General features: G+C 75.0%; 16 protein-coding genes. 5 read left to right on the plus strand and 11 right to left on the minus strand.

The window, feature by feature from the left end; genetic code table 11:
• From FHX36_RS07415 to FHX36_RS07435, 5 genes are all read right to left on the minus strand, one after another.
• Complete coding sequence (locus tag FHX36_RS07415) at positions 1-621, minus strand: FMN-binding negative transcriptional regulator (RefSeq protein WP_110551161.1); 621 nt, start codon at positions 619-621, stop codon at positions 1-3.
• Positions 622-623: 2 nt separating this feature from the next.
• Positions 624-3,734, minus strand: coding sequence for a bifunctional [glutamine synthetase] adenylyltransferase/[glutamine synthetase]-adenylyl-L-tyrosine phosphorylase (locus FHX36_RS07420; RefSeq protein ID WP_110551160.1), 3,111 nt, complete (start codon positions 3,732-3,734; stop codon positions 624-626).
• A gap of 2 nt (positions 3,735-3,736) precedes the next feature.
• Positions 3,737-4,483 carry a type 1 glutamine amidotransferase gene (locus tag FHX36_RS07425; RefSeq protein ID WP_110551159.1) on the minus strand — a complete coding sequence of 249 codons (747 nt, stop codon included), beginning with the start codon at positions 4,481-4,483 and terminating at the stop codon, positions 3,737-3,739.
• A gap of 130 nt (positions 4,484-4,613) precedes the next feature.
• Positions 4,614-5,954, minus strand: coding sequence for a type I glutamate--ammonia ligase (gene glnA, locus FHX36_RS07430; RefSeq protein WP_110551158.1), 1,341 nt, complete (start codon positions 5,952-5,954; stop codon positions 4,614-4,616).
• Between the two features lie 117 nt (positions 5,955-6,071).
• Positions 6,072-7,286, minus strand: a complete 1,215-nt coding sequence (locus FHX36_RS07435) for a L,D-transpeptidase (protein WP_110551157.1) — start codon at positions 7,284-7,286, stop codon at positions 6,072-6,074.
• A 132-nt stretch (positions 7,287-7,418) separates the two neighbouring features.
• Here FHX36_RS07435 and FHX36_RS07440 point away from each other — a divergent pair, with 132 nt between their 5' ends.
• A complete protein-coding gene (locus tag FHX36_RS07440; RefSeq protein WP_110551166.1) occupies positions 7,419-9,251 on the plus strand; it encodes an NAD+ synthase in 1,833 nt (610 codons plus the stop codon).
• Positions 9,248-10,078, plus strand: a complete 831-nt coding sequence (gene panB / locus FHX36_RS07445) for a 3-methyl-2-oxobutanoate hydroxymethyltransferase (protein WP_110551156.1) — start codon at positions 9,248-9,250, stop codon at positions 10,076-10,078. The genes FHX36_RS07440 and panB overlap by 4 nt, the downstream gene beginning before the upstream one ends.
• A 113-nt stretch (positions 10,079-10,191) precedes the next feature.
• On the opposite strand, the gene npdG is transcribed toward panB, so the two are convergent.
• Positions 10,192-10,887: an NADPH-dependent F420 reductase gene (npdG, locus tag FHX36_RS07450; RefSeq protein WP_110551155.1), complete on the minus strand. Its 696-nt coding sequence runs from the start codon at positions 10,885-10,887 to the stop codon at positions 10,192-10,194.
• Between the two features lie 86 nt (positions 10,888-10,973).
• Complete coding sequence (locus tag FHX36_RS07455) at positions 10,974-11,162, minus strand: hypothetical protein (protein WP_110551154.1); 189 nt, start codon at positions 11,160-11,162, stop codon at positions 10,974-10,976.
• Between the two features lie 728 nt (positions 11,163-11,890).
• Here FHX36_RS07455 and FHX36_RS22705 point away from each other — a divergent pair.
• Together FHX36_RS22705 and FHX36_RS07465 are read left to right on the plus strand one after the other, a co-directional pair.
• Positions 11,891-12,475 carry a GGDEF domain-containing protein gene (locus FHX36_RS22705; protein WP_258372616.1) on the plus strand — a complete coding sequence of 195 codons (585 nt, stop codon included), beginning with the start codon at positions 11,891-11,893 and terminating at the stop codon, positions 12,473-12,475.
• 58 nt (positions 12,476-12,533) lie between these two features.
• Positions 12,534-13,856: a M24 family metallopeptidase gene (locus FHX36_RS07465; RefSeq protein ID WP_110551153.1), complete on the plus strand. Its 1,323-nt coding sequence runs from the start codon at positions 12,534-12,536 to the stop codon at positions 13,854-13,856.
• On the opposite strand, the gene FHX36_RS07470 is transcribed toward FHX36_RS07465, so the two are convergent.
• Positions 13,834-14,601, minus strand: a complete 768-nt coding sequence (locus FHX36_RS07470; RefSeq protein ID WP_110551152.1) for a potassium channel family protein — start codon at positions 14,599-14,601, stop codon at positions 13,834-13,836. The two genes, FHX36_RS07465 and FHX36_RS07470, sit on opposite strands and share 23 nt — an antisense overlap.
• Before the next feature lie 18 nt (positions 14,602-14,619).
• Positions 14,620-15,042 (minus strand): ChaB family protein, encoded by a 423-nt coding sequence (locus tag FHX36_RS07475; protein WP_110551151.1) that lies wholly within the window; start codon positions 15,040-15,042, stop codon positions 14,620-14,622.
• Positions 15,043-15,175: 133 nt separating this feature from the next.
• Here FHX36_RS07475 and FHX36_RS07480 point away from each other — a divergent pair, with 133 nt between their 5' ends.
• A complete protein-coding gene (locus FHX36_RS07480) occupies positions 15,176-16,198 on the plus strand; it encodes a LacI family DNA-binding transcriptional regulator (protein WP_110551150.1) in 1,023 nt (340 codons plus the stop codon).
• 4 nt (positions 16,199-16,202) lie between these two features.
• Here the strand turns inward: FHX36_RS07480 and FHX36_RS07485 are convergent, their stop codons facing one another.
• Both FHX36_RS07485 and FHX36_RS07490 read right to left on the minus strand, forming a co-directional pair.
• Positions 16,203-16,433, minus strand: a complete 231-nt coding sequence (locus tag FHX36_RS07485; RefSeq protein ID WP_110551149.1) for a hypothetical protein — start codon at positions 16,431-16,433, stop codon at positions 16,203-16,205.
• A 102-nt stretch (positions 16,434-16,535) separates the two neighbouring features.
• Positions 16,536-16,793, minus strand: coding sequence for a DUF2795 domain-containing protein (locus tag FHX36_RS07490; RefSeq protein WP_110551148.1), 258 nt, complete (start codon positions 16,791-16,793; stop codon positions 16,536-16,538).
• Positions 16,794-16,808 lie beyond the last annotated feature (15 nt).

The raw sequence follows: 16,808 nt of genomic DNA on the forward strand, positions 1-16,808 counted from the left end.
TCAACCCCGGTCCCCCGTGCGGACGGCCTGCACGGCCGCCGCGGTGGCCGCCTCGCCGTCGGCCAGCAGCCCGCCGACGACCCCGTCGACGTCGGCGGCCGACCGGTTCTGCGACAGCTTCCACTTGGCCTCGACCCGGCTGATCCGCACCTCGACGCCGACGATCGCCCGCAGCTGGCCGGTGACGAACCGCTCCGGGGCGTCGGTCACCGCCCACGGCTCGGCGCGGTGCCCCTCGTGCGCCGCCGTCAGCCGCCCGACGTGCGCGGCCAGCCACCCGGGGTCCTCGTGCACCACCAGCTCGCCGTGCACGTGCGCCAGGACGTAGTCCCAGGTCGGCACCACCCGGCCGTGCTCGGCCTTGGTCGCGTACCAGGACGGCGAGACGTAGGCGTCCGGCCCGCGGACGATGACCAGCACCTCCCCCACCGTGTCCCGCCACTGGGGGTTGTTGCGGGCCAGGTGACCGCTCAGCGTCCCGGCCTGCGGGTCGTGCAGCACCGGCAGCGTGGTCGCGGTGAGCCCGGCCGGCGTGCTGCTGACCAGGTCGACGGCGCCGGGGGCGGCGAGCAGCTGGGCGACGGCGTCGTCCGGGGCGGCGAAGTGCGCGGGCACGTACACGGTCAGGGCTCCTCGGTGCGGCCGTAGAAGACGTGCTCGACGACGCTGCGGGCGTGCCGGGTGACCCGCCGGTAGTCGTCGAGGAACTGCCCGGCGTCGACGTCGGCGCCGTAGCCGCACGCCCGGGCGACGCCGTTGAGCTCCAGGCCCTGCCGGGGCAGCTGGTCGCCGGGGCGGCCGCGGACCAGGAACACCGCGTTGCGCGCCCGGCTGGCCAGCTCCCACGACGCCTGCAGGGCGCCGACCTGCTCGCCGTCCAGCAGGCCGGCGTCGCGCAGCGCGCCGAGCGCGGTGACCGTGGAGGTGACCCGCAGCGCGGGGTGGGCCGCGGCGTGCTCCAGCTGCAGCAGCTGGACGGTCCACTCCACGTCCGCCAGGCCACCGCGGCCGAGCTTGGTGTGGGTGGCCGGGTCGGCGCCGCGCGGCAGCCGCTCGCTGTCGACCCGGGCCTTGATCCGGCGGATCTCGGCGACCTGCTCGGAGCTGAGGCCGGCCCCCGGGTAGCGCAGCGGGTCGACCAGCGCGATGAAGTCCCGGCCGAGGTCCTCGTCGCCGGCGACGGGCTCGGCCCGCAGCAGCGCCTGCACCTCCCAGGTCGACACCCAGCGCTGGTAGTACTCGGCGAACGCGGACAGGCTGCGCGACAGCGCCCCCTGCCGGCCCTCGGGGCGCAGGTTGGCGTCGACCTCGAACGCCGGGTCGGGCGCCGGCGCGCCCAGCAGCCGGCGCAGCGCGTGGGCGACCGCGTTGGCGGCCTGCGCGGCCTTCCCCTCGTCCCGGCCGGGCCGCACCCGGTGCACGAACAGCACGTCGGCGTCCGAGCCGTAGCCCATCTCCGCCCCGCCGAGCCGGCCCATCCCGATGACGGCGACGTCCACCGGCACCTCCTCGGCGGTGGTGCCCGAGTCGGCGGCCCAGCTGCGCACCGCGGCGTCCAGGCCGGCGCGCAGCGTGGCGACCGCGACGTCGTGCAGCGCCCGGCCCACCCGCAGCACGTCGAGCCGGCCGAGCAGGTCGGCGCAGGCGATCCGGAGCAGCTCCTGCCGGCGCAGCGAGCGCAGCACCTGGACGCCGGCCGTGGCGTCACCGGCCCGGGCCACGGCCTGCCGCCAGGCGGAGGTCAGCGCGTCGGCGCTGCGCGGCTCGAGCTCGGCGTCGTCGGCCAGGATCCGCATCGCCTCCGGGGTGCGGGTGAGCAGCCCGGCGACGTACTGGCTGGAGCCGAGCAGCACGGCCAGCCGCTCGGCGGCCTGCCCCTCGTCGCGCAGCAGCCGGAGGAACCACTGGTCGTTGCCGAGCGCCTCGCTCACCCGCCGGTAGGCCAGCAGGCCGGCGTCGGGGTCGGCGCAGGAGGCGAAGGTCTGCAGCAGCACCGGCAGCAGGTAGCGCTGCATCGACGCCGACCGGCTCAGGCCGCCGGTCAGCGCGGTCATGTGCCGCAGCGCGCTCTCCGGGTCCGCGAAGCCCAGCGCCCGCAGCCAGGCACCGGCGGCCTTGGGCCCGAGCGCGAGCTGCTCGCCGGGCACCCGGGCCACCGAGGACAGCAGCGGTGCGTAGAAGAGCTTCTCGTGCAGCCGGCGCACCACTCGGGTGTGCAGCGCGAGCTCGGCCTTCAGCACGGCGACCGAGTCGCCGCGGGAGTCGGGCCGGTAGCCCAGCGAGCGCGCCAGCCAGCGCAGCTGGTCGCCGGCGACCGGCAGCAGGTGCGTGCGCCGCAGCCGGAGCAGCTGCAGGCGGTGCTCGACGGTGCGCAGGAACCGGTAGGAGGCGACCAGCGTCGAGGCGTCGTCGCGGCTGATGTAGCCGCCCGCCCCCAGCACGGTCAGCGCCGGGATGGTGCCGCCGACCCGCAGCGAGACGTCGGCCCGGCCGTGCACCAGCTGCAGCAGCTGGACGCTGAACTCGACGTCGCGCAGCCCGCCGCGGCCGAGCTTGAGCTCGCGGTCGACCTGCGCGGCCGGGATGTTCTGCTCGACCCGGCGGCGCATCGCCTGGATCTCGGCGACGAAGCCGGGCCGGTCACCGGCCTTCCACACCAGCGGCCAGAGCGCGTCGACGTACTCCCGGCCCAGCGCCGGGTCCCCGGCCACCGGGCGCATCTTCAGCAGCGCCTGGAACTCCCAGGTGCTGGCCCACTGCTCGTAGTAGGCGCTCATGCCGGCGACCGTGCGCACCAGGACCCCGGCCTTGCCCTCCGGGCGCAGCGCCGCGTCGACCTCCCAGGCGGCCTGGTGGCAGATCCGCATCAGCGCGCCGGCCACCCGGGTGGCGCTGCCCAGGGCCGCCGCGTCGTCGGCGCCGGACTCGACCGGCTCGGCCACGAAGACCACGTCGACGTCGCTGACGTAGTTGAGCTCCCGGCCCCCGGTCTTGCCCAGCGCGATGACCGCCAGCCGGCAGGGCACCGCGTCGGCCGGCTGCTCGGCCACGGCCAGGGCCAGCCCGGCGGTGAGCACCGCGCCGGCGATGTCGGCCAGCTCGCCGGCCACCTCGTCGGCGGGCAGCCCGTCGCCGAGGTCCCGGCCGGCCAGCGACAGGATGGCGCGCAGGTAGGCGTGCTTGAGGTCGCGCACCCGGCTGGCGTCGGCGTCCGGGGCCGCGGTGCCCAGCCGCACGCCCCACGGCGGGTCACCGGGGTCGGCGCCGACGGCGAAGAGCATCTGCTCCTCGAGCTCCTGCGGGCCCGGCCGGGTGCTGCGGTCCTCGGTGTCCAGCACCACCCAGTCGGCCGGGTGCGCGGCCAGGTGGTCGGCGAGCCCCGCGGAGGCCCCGAGCACGGCCAGCAGCCGGGACCGCACGGTCGCCGAGCCCCGCAGCCGGGCGAGCAGCCCGGCGGCCAGGCCGCCGTCGGGGTCGGTGCCGTCCAGCGCCTCGACCAGCCGGGCCAGCGAGCGGAGCGCGAGGTCCGGGTCGCCGGTGCGGGCCAGCGCGGAGATGACCGGCGCGGCCTCGGGGTCGGCCGGCTCGTTGCGCTCCAGGTCCCACAGCCCCAGCGCCGGGTCGCTGAGCAGCCGGGCGGCCCGGGCGCCGTCCTCGAAGCCGAACCGGACCAGCCGGACGACGGCCCGGCGGGGGACGTCGTCGTCGGGGACGGTGCCGGGCGCGATCGCCACGGTCAGCCGCCGGACGCCGGGTGCCCGCTGTGCGCCCGCGCGCGGACCAGGTCGGCGAACCGGCCGGCGAACGGCGCCCAGACCTCGGCGAGGTCGGGGTGCACGGCGGCCGCGCGGGCGCAGATGGTCTCGACGTCCAGGCCGCTGCTGCCCACCCCGGCCGGGTCGTGCTCGGCCCACTGCCGGACCAGCGCCTCGTCGGTCTCGATGTGGAACTGCAGGCCGTAGACGTGCTCGCCGACCCGGTAGGCCTGGTTGTCGTAGCGCGGGTTGCTGGCCAGCAGCGTCGCGCCGGCCGGCAGCCGGTCGATCTCGTCGTGGTGCCACTCCAGGACGTCGGGCGAGAGCGGCAGCGGGCCGAACAGAGGGTCGGCGTCGGCCGCGTCCCGCTTGGCCACCAGGGTGGCCCCGACCTCCGGACCGTCCGCCCCCACCCGGGTGCTGCCGCCGCCGACCTGGGCCAGCAGCTGGGCACCGAGGCAGACCGCCAGCGTCGGGACGTCGGCGGCCACGGCCTGGCCGAGCAGGTGCCGCACCCCGACCAGCTCCGGGGAGGTCTCCTCGTCGTCCAGCGAGGACTGCGGCCCGCCGAGCACCAGCAGCCCGTCGTGCCCGGTGAGGTCCTCGGGCAGCGGGTCGCCGGCGGACAGCCGCCGCTCGTCGAGCTCCAGCCCCGCGTCGCGGAGCCACTGGCCCAGCCGGGTGGGCGGGTCGGTGTCGGAGGGGACGACGACGAGCAGGCGGGTCACGCAGATGAGGCTAGTTCCCCGCCCCCCGGCGCAGACATGGCCATCTCCGCGGGCCATCGGGCACCGGAGATGGCCATGTTCGGGGCCGGTCGAGACCCGGAGATGGCCATCTCCGGGCGAGGGGGTCCTCTTACAGGCCGGGGAGGTAGCGCTTCAGCTCGAAGGGCGTGACGTTCTGCCGGTAGGAGTTGAACTCCTCCCACTTGTTGCGCAGGAAGAAGTCGAACACGTGCTCGCCGAGGGTCTCGGCGACCAGCTCGCTGCCCTGCATCGCGGTCAGCGCCTCGCCCAGGGAGACCGGCAGGTCCTCGTAGCCGGCGGCGCGCCGCTCGGTGTCGGTGAGCGACCAGACGTCGTCCTCGGCCTCCGGCGGGAGGTCGTAGCCCTTCTCGATGCCGCGCAGCCCGGCCGCGAGCAGCACCGCGAAGGTCAGGTAGGGGTTGCACGCGGAGTCCGGCGAGCGGACCTCGACCCGCGCGGAGTTGCCCTTGTTCGGCTTGTAGGAGGGCAGCCGCACCAGCGCCGAGCGGTTGGCCCGGCCCCAGGTCGCCGCGGTCGGGGCCTCGGTGCCGGCCAGCAGCCGGCGGTAGGAGTTGACCGTCTGGTTGGTGACCGCGGTCATCTCCCGGGCGTGCACCAGCAGGCCGGCGATGAACTGCTTGCCGGTGGTGGACAGCCGCATCGGGTCGGCCGGGTCGTGGAAGGCGTTGCGGTCGCCCTCGAACAGCGACACGTGCGTGTGCATCGCCGAGCCGGCCAGCTCGGTGAACGGCTTGGGCATGAAGGTGGCGTGCACCCCCTGGGCCAGCGCCACCTCCCGGACGACGTGCCGCAGCGTCATGATGTTGTCGGCCATCGACAGGGCGTCGGCGTAGCGCAGGTCGATCTCCTGCTGGCCGGGGGCGACCTCGTGGTGGCTGAACTCCACCGAGATGCCCATCGCCTCCAGCGCGAAGACGGCCTCGCGGCGGAAGTCGTGCGCCACGTTGTGGGTCGACAGGTCGAAGTAGCCGCCGGTGTCGGCCGGCTCGGGCGGGCTGCCGTCGCTGGGCAGGTCCTTGAGCAGGAAGAACTCGACCTCGGGGTGGGTGTAGAAGGTGAAGCCCATGTCGGCGGCCTTGGCCAGCGCCCGGCGCAGCACGTGCCGCGGGTCGGCCCAGGCCGGCGAGCCGTCGGGCAGCGTGATGTCGCAGAACATCCGCGCCGTGTCGCTGGGCTGGCCCTTCGTCGCCGGCATCACCTGGAAGGTGCCCGGGTCGGGCTTGGCCAGCATGTCGGACTCGTAGACCCGGGCGAAGCCCTCGATCGCCGAGCCGTCGAAGCCGATGCCCTCGGCGAAGGCGGCCTCGATCTCGGCCGGGGCGACCGCCACCGCCTTCAGGTACCCCGAGACGTCGGTGAACCACAGCCGCACGAAGCGGATGTCGCGCTCCTCCAGGGTGCGCAGGACGAACTCCTGCTGACGGTCCATGCTGGGCATCGTCGTCTCCGGGCATGTCGGGGTTGTTACGGCGGCGGTGGTGCGGCACCCCCAGCCTGCCTCCTCGGGGTGGCGCCGCGCACCAGGCCCCCGGGGGTGTCGCCCAGGTCAGCTCGCCGGGGGCACCAGCGCGGACCCGGCCTGCCACTGGTCCCAGCTGGCGTTCCAGTCGCCGTAGCCGTCCCAGACCTCCAGCGCCGGGCCGGCGTTGGCCACCTCGACGACGTCGCCGCGGCCGAAGTTGTCGTAGAACCAGCCGGCGTTCGCGGTCGAGACGTTCAGGCAGCCGTGGGAGACGTTGCGCCGCCCCTGGTCGCCGACCGACCAGGGCGCGGCGTGCACGAAGATGCCCGAGTTCGACAGCCGGGAGGCGTACTCGACCGGGGTCTCGTAGCCGCCGGGGGCGTCGAGCGGGACGCCGTAGCTCGCCGAGCGCATCGTGTAGTTGCGCGACTGCTGCATGACCACGTACGTGCCGGTCGGCGTTGGGCTGCCGCTCTTGCCCAGCGAGGTGGGCATCTCCTTGACCAGCTGGTCGTCGACGTAGAGCCGCAGCACCCGCTCGGTGGCGTCGACGACGGCGACCTTCTTGGCGCCGACATCGAACTCGACGTGCTCGCTGCGCTGACCGCGGATGCCCGCGCCGACGTCCAGGCCGTACACGTCGACGTCGACCGCGACGTGGGTGTGGGCCGGCCAGTACTGCTGCGGGCGGTAGTGCACGGTGCGGTCGGACAGCCACGACCAGGAGCCCACGACCGGCGGGGTCGTCGTCACGTGCAGCTGCCGCTCGACCGCGGCCCGGTCGGTGACGTCCTCGTCGAAGGTGACAGAGATGGGCTGGCCGACGCCCACCGTGCCGGAGTCGGCGCTGGGGAAGACCGACGCCAGGGTGAGCGTCCTCGGGCTGACGGTGGTGATGGTGCCACCGGCCTGGGTCGGGGTGCCCTCGGCGTCCACCGCGGTCGCCGCGACCGTGTAGGTGGTGCCGTAGGCGAGCTCGGCCGAGGCCGTCCACGTCGCCGCACCGGCGTCCAGCGCACCGGGCAGCGCCGCTCCGTCCTCGTCGGTCACGGTGACCGCGGTCAGCGTCCCGTTGCCCGCGTTGACGTGCAGCGGGGTCACCGGCGCGACGTCGACGCTGTCCAGCGGCGGGTCGGTGCTGATGACCGCGGGCTCCACCGGGTCGGGCTCCTGGGCCGTGCTCGTCGCGGCGGCCGCGGGCTCCGGCGCACCCTCCTCCCCGCTCTGGCAGGCCGGCAGCGCGAGCACGGCGAGAGCGGTCAGGACAGCGGCGGAGCGGCGGGACCGGGAGCCGGTCATGGAGAACCCCAGGGCTTCGAGGAGAACGACATCTCCCGTATCGGCGAGACGAGGCAGGAGTGTGACATGCCTCAACCGGCGGACCTGGTCCCCGCCTGGTCACTGACCGGGGACGACGACCAGACTGTGGCCGTGACTGCACCGGTACAGCTACGCGTCGCGCTCGCCCAGGTCGACACCCGGGTCGGGGACCTGGCGGGCAACGCGGACCTCGTCGTCGACTGGACCCGGCGGGCGGCCGAGGACGCCGCGCACCTGGTCGTCTTCCCGGAGATGACCCTCACCGGCTACCCCGCCGAGGACCTCGTGCTCCGCGAGTCCTTCGCCCGGGCCAGCGAGCAGGCCCTGGTCGACCTCGCCGGCCGGCTCGCCGCCGACGGGCTGGGCGGCACCGCCGTCGTCGTGGGCTACCTGGCGCACACCGAGGGCAGCGGTCCGGCCCCGGTCGACCGGGCGCCCACCGACGCCGACGACGTCCCCGGCGACGCCAACCCGCGCCGCGGCGCCCCGCGCAACGCCGCCGCCCTGCTGCACGGCGGCGCCGTCGTGGCCCGCTACTACAAGCGCCACCTCCCCAACTACGGCGTCTTCGACGAGGCGCGGTACTTCGTGCCCGGCACCGAGCTCCCGGTCGTGCGACTGCACGGCGTCGACGTCGCCCTGACCATCTGCGAGGACCTCTGGGTGGAGGGCGGCCCCTGCGGCGTCGCCGGCCAGGCCGGGGTCGACCTGGTCGTCTCCCCCAACGCCTCCCCGTACGAGCGGGCCAAGGACGACCTGCGGCTGCCGCTGGTGCAACGGCGGGCAGCCGAGGCGGGGGCGACCATCGTCTACTGCAACCAGGTGGGCGGTCAGGACGAGCTGGTCTTCGACGGCGACTCGCTGGCCGTCTCGCCGTCGGGTGAGCTGCTGGCCCGCGCACCGCAGTTCGTCGAGCACCTGCTGACCGTCGACCTGGCGATCGACCCGGCCACCGTGCCCGAGCGGCGGGAGGGCCGGATCGGCCCGATGACGGTCACCCGGCACCTGGTGTCGGACTCCCCGGTCGCGCCGTTCGAGCCGTGCCCGGGCACGGTCGTCGAGCCGCTGAGCGACTGCGAGGAGGTCTGGCGGGCGCTGGTGCTGGGCCTGCGCGACTTCATCGACAAGAACGGCATGCCCTCGGTGGTGCTCGGCATGTCCGGCGGCATCGACTCCGCGCTGGTCGCCGCGCTCGCGGTCGACGCGCTGGGCGCGCACCGGGTGGTCGGCGTCGGGCTGCCGTCGAAGTACTCGAGCGAGCACTCGCTGTCCGACGCGGAGGACTCGGCGAAGCGGCTGGGCATGCACTACTCCGTCGTCCCGATCGCGCCGATCGTCGAGGCGTTCGCCGGGTCGGTCGAGCTGTCCGGGGTGGCGGCGGAGAACCTGCAGGCCCGGGTGCGCGGCACGCTGCTGATGGGGCTGTCCAACCAGCACGGCCACCTGCTGCTGGCCACCAGCAACAAGAGCGAGGTGGCCGTGGGCTACTCGACGCTCTACGGCGACGCCGCCGGTGGCTTCGCGCCGATCAAGGACGTGCTCAAGACGCTGGTCTGGGACCTCGCCCGCTGGCGCAACGCCCACGCCCGGGACCGCGGCGAGGTCGAGCCCATCCCGCAGAACTCGATCGACAAGCCGCCCTCGGCGGAGCTGGCCCCCGGGCAGCAGGACAGCGACTCGCTGCCCAGCTACTCCGAGCTCGACGCCGTCATCACCGACTACGTCGACCGGGACCTCGGGATGGCCGAGCTGCTCGAGCGCGGGCACGACCCCGAGGTCGTCGCCCGGGTGCTGCGGCTGGTCGACACGGCCGAGTTCAAGCGCCGGCAGTCGGCACCGGGCACCAAGATCTCCCTGAAGGCGTTCGGCCGTGACCGGCGGCTGCCGGTCACCAACCGCTGGCGGGAGAGCCTGCCCAGCGTCCGCGAAGGAGCAGCAGGATGACCGAGTCGGTGTTGTACGGCGGGGGGTCGACCGCCCGGGTGCGCGTGCACCACCTGCAGCAGGCCAAGGAGCGCGGCGAGAAGTGGGCGATGCTCACCGCCTACGACACCTACGCAGCAGGGGTCTTCGAGGAGGCCGGCATCCCGGTGATGCTGGTCGGTGACTCGGCGGGCAACGTCGTCCTCGGCCACAGCTCCACGGTGCCGGTGACCGTCGAGGACCTGCTGCTGCTCACCAAGGCCGTCACCCGGTCGACGTCCCGCTCGCTGATCGTCGCCGACCTGCCCTTCGGCAGCTACGAGTCCGGCCCGCAGCAGGCCTTCGAGACCTCGGTGCGGCTGATGAAGGAGGGCGGCGCCCAGGCGGTCAAGCTCGAGGGCGGGGTGCGGGTCGCCCCGCAGATCCGGCTGCTCACCGAGTCGGGCATCCCGGTGATGGCGCACATCGGCTTCACGCCGCAGAGCGAGCACGCCCTCGGCGGGTTCCGGGTGCAGGGCCGCGGGGCGGGTGCCGAGCAGCTGCTCGCCGACGCGCACGCCGTGCAGGACGCCGGGGCCTTCGCCGTGGTGATGGAGATGGTGCCCGCCGAGATCGCCGGTCAGGTCACCAAGGAGCTGGCCATCCCGACCATCGGCATCGGCGCCGGCCCGGACTGCGACGCCCAGGTGCTCGTCTGGCCGGACATGGCCGGGATGACCGCCGGGCGGGTGCCGAAGTTCGTGAAGCGGTACGCCGACCTGCGCGGTGAGCTGCTGCGCGCGGCCCAGGAGTACGCCACCGAGGTCCGCGAGGGTGTCTTCCCCGGCCCCGAGCACTCCTTCGACTGACGCCCTCCGGACGTCACCGCGGCCAGGAGCCTCGAAGGACCCCCTGCCCCCCACCACTCGCGAGCTCGCGGCGGGCCCCTGCAGGGGGCCGGGCGACCTACGGTCGCGTCACCTCAGACATCCGTGATGCGGACGCCGGCGTGGGCCTTGTAGCGGCGGTTCACCGAGACCAGGTTGATCGTCAGCGCCTCGACCTGCCGCGCGTTGCGCAGCCGCCCGGCGTAGACCCCGCGCATGCCCGGCAGCCGCCCGGCGAGCGCCTGCACCACGTCGGTGGCCTCGCGGGTGTCGCCGACGACCATCACGTCGCCGTCCAGGGTGGGCTGGGAGAGGTCCTCCAGCGTCACCGCCGACAGGTGGTGGAACGCGCCGACGACGGAGCTGTCGGGCAGCAGCACGGCCGCCTGCTGGCAGACGCTGCCCTCGGGGACGTCGAGCACGTAGGCGCCGAGCTCGTCCCAGCCCATCGGGACGACGCAGTCGACGACGACCTTGCCGGCCAGCGGGGTGGCCAGCTCGGCGAGGGTGTCGGCGTGCCCGGCGTACGGGACGGCGATGACCACCAGGTCTGCGGCGCCGGCGACGTCGACGTTCGACCCGCCGCGCACCGACACCTCGACCCCGCCGGCGGCCGCCCCGGCGCGGGTGGCGACCTCGGCGGCGACCTCCTCGGCGCGCTCGGCGTCCCGGGACCCCAGCAGCACGCGCTGCCCGGCCGCGGCCAGCCGCACCGCCAGGCCACGGCCCTGCGGCCCGGTCCCCCCGAGCACCCCGACCACGAGGTCCTCCACCGCACGTCCGTCCGTCACGACCCCTCCAGTCCCTGCCGGCCGCCCGGCCGGGCGCGCCACCTCGCGACGATCATGCCCCGGCCGGCGCCCCCCGGCCGATCGGGTCAGCGGTCGCCCTCCTCCCAGGCGCGGTCGGCGGCGTCGGCCGCCTCGTTGCGCTCGGCGACCTTCTGCAGGGCGTGCTCCGCCTCGGCGCGGGTGGCGAACGGACCGAGGCGGTGGCGCTCGGCGCAACCGTCCCGGGTCTCGACGGTGTGGTGCTTGAGGCAGAAGAACCAGGGGCCCTCGTCCAACGTCGTGCTCCTCTCAGCGCGCGCGTCCAGGTCACCAGCCTCGCACCCGCGCCCGCGTCCGCGCTCCTCCGCAGGGGCGGCCGTACCTCCCGGCCGGGTTCCGGATATGCGGTGACCAAGTGCCTTCTGCCCGGGCCGCCAGTGGTGCATCCTGCAGCCATGTCGGGTCAGCAGCGGCCGGTGGCCCGGCACCGTCGCGCGCCCGCGGGTGACCTGTTCCTCGTCGAGGACGCAGCGGTCGCACCGGACACCTCGGAGACCCGGCTGGCCGCCTTCTGCCTGGCCGCGCTGCTGACCGCCGGGGCCGCGCTGGGCTCGCTGAACCTGCTGATCGACGGCGTGCTGCGCCCGGGCCCGACCCGGCTGCTCTACGCCGCCACGATGGCGCTCCTGCTGCTGCTTGCCGTCGCCCTGGTGCTGCGCCGCCGGGTCGACCCGGCGACCACCGCCGCGCTGGTGGTCGTGGGCGACGTCGTCTACGTCGTCGTCGCCGAGTCGACGCTCGACCCGCTGCTGTACGCCTCGCCGCTGATGCTGCTGTTCTGCTGCGCCGCCGCGGCCTGGTTCCTGGGCCCGCGGATGCTGGCCGTGCACATGGTGCTGGTCGTGGTCGCCTGCGCCCTGGCGCTGGGCCGCAGCTACCCCGACACCGCCGGGCTGGTGGTCCAGGTGACGGTGAACGCCGCCGTCCTGGACCTGGTCACCCTCGGGGTCTTCCTGCTCCGCCGGTGCAGCGCCTGCTCGCGCGCACGCTCGCGCTGTCCTCCACCGACCCGCTCACCGGGCTGGCCAACCGCCGCTCGCTGGTCGAGCAGGCACCGCGGATCTGGCGGCAGGCCCGCCGCGACGGCCAGCGGGTCGCCGTCCTGGTGCTCGACCTCGACCACTTCAAGCGGCTCAACGACGCCTACGGCCACGCCACCGGCGACGCCGTGCTGCGCTGCGTCGCCGCTGCCCTCGGCGCCACCGTCCGCCCGCCCGACGTGCTGGCGCGCACCGGCGGGGAGGAGCTGGTGGTGCTCGGGCTGGTCTCCGACCCCAGCGAGGCCCGCCACCTGGCCGAGCGGCTCCGGCTGGCGGTGTCCTCCAGCGGCGTCGGGCTGCAGTGCGAGGTCACCGTCTCGATCGGCGTGGCGCTGGCCCGGCCGGGCGACGGCGAGGAGCCCGGCGACGCGCTGTGGCGGCTGGTCGACCGCGCGGACGCCGCGATGTACGAGGCCAAGCAGCACGGCCGGGACCGGGTCGTGGTGGCCGGTGCCGCCGTCGTGCCGCTCCCCCGGGCCACCCCGCGCAGCGCCGGCGGCATGGCCTGACCTGCACCGATCCCGCCCCCGAGCGGTGCGGGGGCGCGTTGTCTGCTTTCCTGCTGGCATGACCGTGACCGCCGACCGGACCGTCCCGGACCCCACCCGCACCGTGCCGCTGCCGCTGCGCGAGCAGGCCGACGTGCGCGACCGCTGGCTCACCCAGCGGCTGCTGGACGTGCTGCCCGGGCTGATGGACCGGGCCGGGATCGACCTGTGGGTCGTGGTCGGCCGCGAGTACAACGAGGACCCGGTGCTGCAGACGCTCCTGCCGGCGACGTGGCTGTCGGCCCGGCGGCGGACGATCCTGCTGTTCCACCGCAGCGACGACGGCGTCACCGCGGCCGCGGTCTCGCGGTACCCGGTGGGCCAGTTCATGCCCGCGTGGGAGGCCGACGAGCAGCCCGGCCGCACCAACGAGGAGTCGCAGTGGGCGGCGGTCCGCCGCTTCGTCGACCAGGCCGCGCCGCGCACGATCGGCATCGACGTCTCGGCGACCTTCGCGCACGCCGACGGGCTCTCGCACACCGAGCACGACCTGCTGGTCGCCGCGCTCGGGCCGCACGCGGAGAAGCTGGTGTCGGCCGAGGCCGTGGCCATCGGCTGGCTGGAGACCCGGCTGCCCGAGGAGATCGCGGCGATGCACGCGATGAACCGGCTGGTGCACCAGGTGATCGACGAGGCCTACTCCCCCGCGGTCATCACCGTCGGGCAGACCACGGCCGCCGACGTCGCCTGGTGGATCCGGCAGCGCTTCGCCGACCTGGGCGTCGACGGCTGGTTCCAGCCGACCGTCGGCCTGCAGCGGGCCGGGTCCCCGCTGGCGGAGGTGCGCGGCACCGCGGTGCCCAGCGTGCCCTGGGACGCCGTGATCGAGCCCGGCGACCTGGTGCACTGCGACGTCGGCCTCTCCACGCTGGGGCTGACGACCGACACCCAGCGCAACGGGTACGTGCTGCGGCCCGGGGAGACCGCGCCGCCGGCCGGGCTGGTGGCCGCGCTCGCGGTCGGCAACCGGATGCAGGACGTGACGACGGCGGCGCTGCAGCCCGGCCGCACCGGCGACCAGGTGCTGGCCGCGGCCCGTACGGCAGCGGCTGCCGAGGGCATCGACGGCGACGTCTACTCCCACCCGGTCGGCGTGCACGGCCACGGCGCCGGCCCGGCCATCGGCATGTGGGACCAGCAGGACGGCGTGCCCGGGGCGGGTTCGGCGGAGGTGCGCACGGACACGGTGTGGGCGCTGGAGCTGTGCGTGCGGGTGCCGGTGCCCGAGTGGGGCGGTCAGCTGGTGCGGATGGCGCTGGAGCAGGGCATCGCGCTCACCGACCGCGGGGTGGAGTACCTCGACGCCCGGCAGACCGAGCTCATCCTGATCCCGTCGTCCTGACCGGGGCCGCCCCGTCCCGGTCGGCGAGCTCGGCGCGCAGCCGGCGGACCTCCTCGGCGAGCTCCCGCACCTCGGTCAGCAGGGCGGCGTCGTCCGCGTCGTCCTGGGCCTGGGCGGCCTCGGCGACCCGGCCGACGAACCAGGAGGCGACGGCGGCGGTGACCACACCGAGCAGCGCGATGCCGCTGACCATCAGCAGCACCGCGACCAGCCGCCCCTCCGGGGTGACCGGGTACTCGTCGCCGTAGCCGACCGTGGTGATCGTGGTGACCGCCCACCACACGGCGTCGCCGTAGCTGGTGATCGAGGCACCGGGGGCCGCGCGCTCGGCGTCGTAGGCGGCCAGCGAGGCCATGAAGACGACGAGCGAGGCGGTGGCGGTGACGTAGGCGGCGACCCGGCCGTGCAGCGTGCTGGTCAGCCGCCGGTCGATCACCCGGGCGACCCGGACCAGGCTGATGATCCGCAGCGGCCGCAGCAGCGGCAGCAGCACCGCGACGCCGTCGACCCAGTTCTCCCGGACGAACCGCCAGCGGTGCCGGGCCAGCCCCAGCCGCAGCAGGTAGTCGGCGAGGAACACCGGCCACGCCACCACGGTGACGACGTCCAGCGTGCTCAGCAGCCACCCCGGCAGGTCCGGCCGCAGCACGCCCCAGGCGTAGGCCGCCACGAACAGCAGGGCCAGCACGACCAGCGGCCACTGGCTGAGCTCCTCGTACCGGCGGCGCAGGTCGTCCTTGCTCACCCGGTCAGTCTGGCCGGGTCACCTCCCGCGGGACCGGGCGGTCTCCCGGTCGTTGGCCTTCTGGACGGCGTCCACGAGCTCGGCCTTGGTCATCGACGACCGGCCGGGCACGTCCAGCCGCCGGGCCAGGTCCATCAGGTGCTCCTTGGTGGCGTTGGCGTCCACCCCGCCCTTGGTCTCCCGGTCGGTGCCCGCGCCGCCCTCGGCCTGCGGGTCGCTCGGGCCCTCGTGGTCCTTGGGCTCCCAGTGGTCGCCGACCTTCTCGTGGGTGTGCTTGACCGCCGCCCACGCCACCCGGTTCGCGCGCTGCTCGTCGCCGTAGGACTCGGCGGCCGAGTCGTGCGCCTTGGCGAAGGTCCGCTGGGCCTTCTCGTCGGAGCGCTGCAGGGTGCTGGGGATCTCGTCCTGGCGGGCGTCGCCGCTCTTCGTGGTCTTGGGCATGGCCCCTCCTCCCGGTCGGTCGTGCGTCCTACCCCGGGCCGGCGGACCTGACGCCTCCGGGTGAGCCGGCTCGTCACCCGGTCCGCCCGCACAGCCCCGCCCCCTAGGCTGGGCGACCGGACGAGGAGGACCAGTGCCGGACAGCCGGACCCGCGGGGTCACGATCGCCACCATCGCCACGGAGGCAGGTGTCTCCGTGCCGACCGTCTCCCGGGTGCTCAACGGGCGCTCCGACGTGGCGCCGCACACCCGCGAGCGCATCGAGCAGCTGCTCCGCGACCACGGCTACCGCCGCCGCGGGCAGCGCCCGAACACCACCGCACGCCTCATCGACCTGGTCTTCAACGACCTGGACAGCCCCTGGGCCGTGGAGATCATCCGCGGGGTCGAGGACGCCGCCCACGCCGAGGGCGTCGGCACCGTGGTCACCGCGATCCACCGGCGCGCGAGCGACACCCGGTCGTGGCTGGACAACCTCGCGGCCCGGGCCAGCGACGGGGCGATCCTGGTGACCAGCGACGTCGACCCGGCGCTGCACGCCGAGCTGCAGCGGCTCCACGTGCCGGCGGTCGTCGTCGACCCGGCCGGCGTGCCCGCGCTCGACGTGCCGACCATCGGGGCGACGAACTGGGCCGGCGGGCTGAGCGCCACCGAGCACCTGATCGGGCTGGGCCACCGGCGGATCGGCGTCGTCGCCGGCACGCCGACCCTGCTGTGCAGCCGGGCCCGGCTCGACGGGCACCGCGCCGCGGCCGAGGCGGCGGGGCTCACCGTCGACCCGGAGCTCGTCGTCGTCGGCGACTTCAGCCACGAGGCCGGCTTCCGCGCGGGCACGCAGCTGCTCGACCGCCCGGAGCCGCCGACCGCGATCGTCGCGGCGAACGACCAGATGGCCTACGGGGTCTACGAGGCCGTCCGCCGCCGCGGCCTGCGGGTGCCGGAGGACGTCAGCGTGGTCGGCTTCGACGACCTGCCGGGGGCCCGCTGGGCCTCCCCGCCGCTGACCACCGTGCAGCAGCCGCTGTCGGAGATGGGCGCGCTGGCCGCCCGCACGGTGCTGCGCCTGGTGCGCGGCGAGCACCTGGAGACCCCGCGGCTGGAGCTGGCCACCCGGTTGGTCGTCCGGGAGAGCACCGCACCGCCGCGGGCGGGCTGACCGCTCAGGGCAGGTCTGCGGTCTCCGCCGACTGCCGGTGCCCGCCCTGGGCGTCGTCGGGGTCGGCGTGCACCGTGCGCTCCTCGGACTCGGCCAGGATGATCGCCGCCTGCTTCTCCGGGTCGGCGCTGGGCCCGGCGGAGCGCTCCTCAGGCAGCAGCTGCGACCGGGTCTCGACGTTGTGCTCGGTGACGTTGGCGAGCGCCTCGGGGGACGGTTCCTTCATGTCGGGCATGCCCCTGCCCCTACCCCGATCCCCCGAGGCGCTACACCGCGGTGCGGCCCGTCCCGAGGCTCACCCCGAGCTCGCGAGGGGTGAGGAGGACGGGGTCCTTCGTCAGAAGCGCTGCTGCTCGGTGCCCAGGCCGAGCGCCTGCGCGACCTCCTGCACGTTGGTGAACTCGGTGCCGGCCGGCAGCCGGCGCAGCTGCCCCAGGACGGCGTCCGGGGCGTTCGACTCCTGCGCCTTGCTGACCAGGGTGTCCCGGTCGGCCGGCCACACCTCCTTGCCCAGCGCCTCGGCGAGGGCGGCCCGCCGCTCGATGTCGGCCGGGTCGGTGCCCGACGGGGTGGCGGGCTGGTGGGGGTCGGTCATGGGTGGTGCTCCGTT

The sequence above is a fragment of the Modestobacter versicolor genome (genome assembly GCF_014195485.1).
Taxonomy (GTDB): domain Bacteria; phylum Actinomycetota; class Actinomycetes; order Mycobacteriales; family Geodermatophilaceae; genus Modestobacter; species Modestobacter versicolor.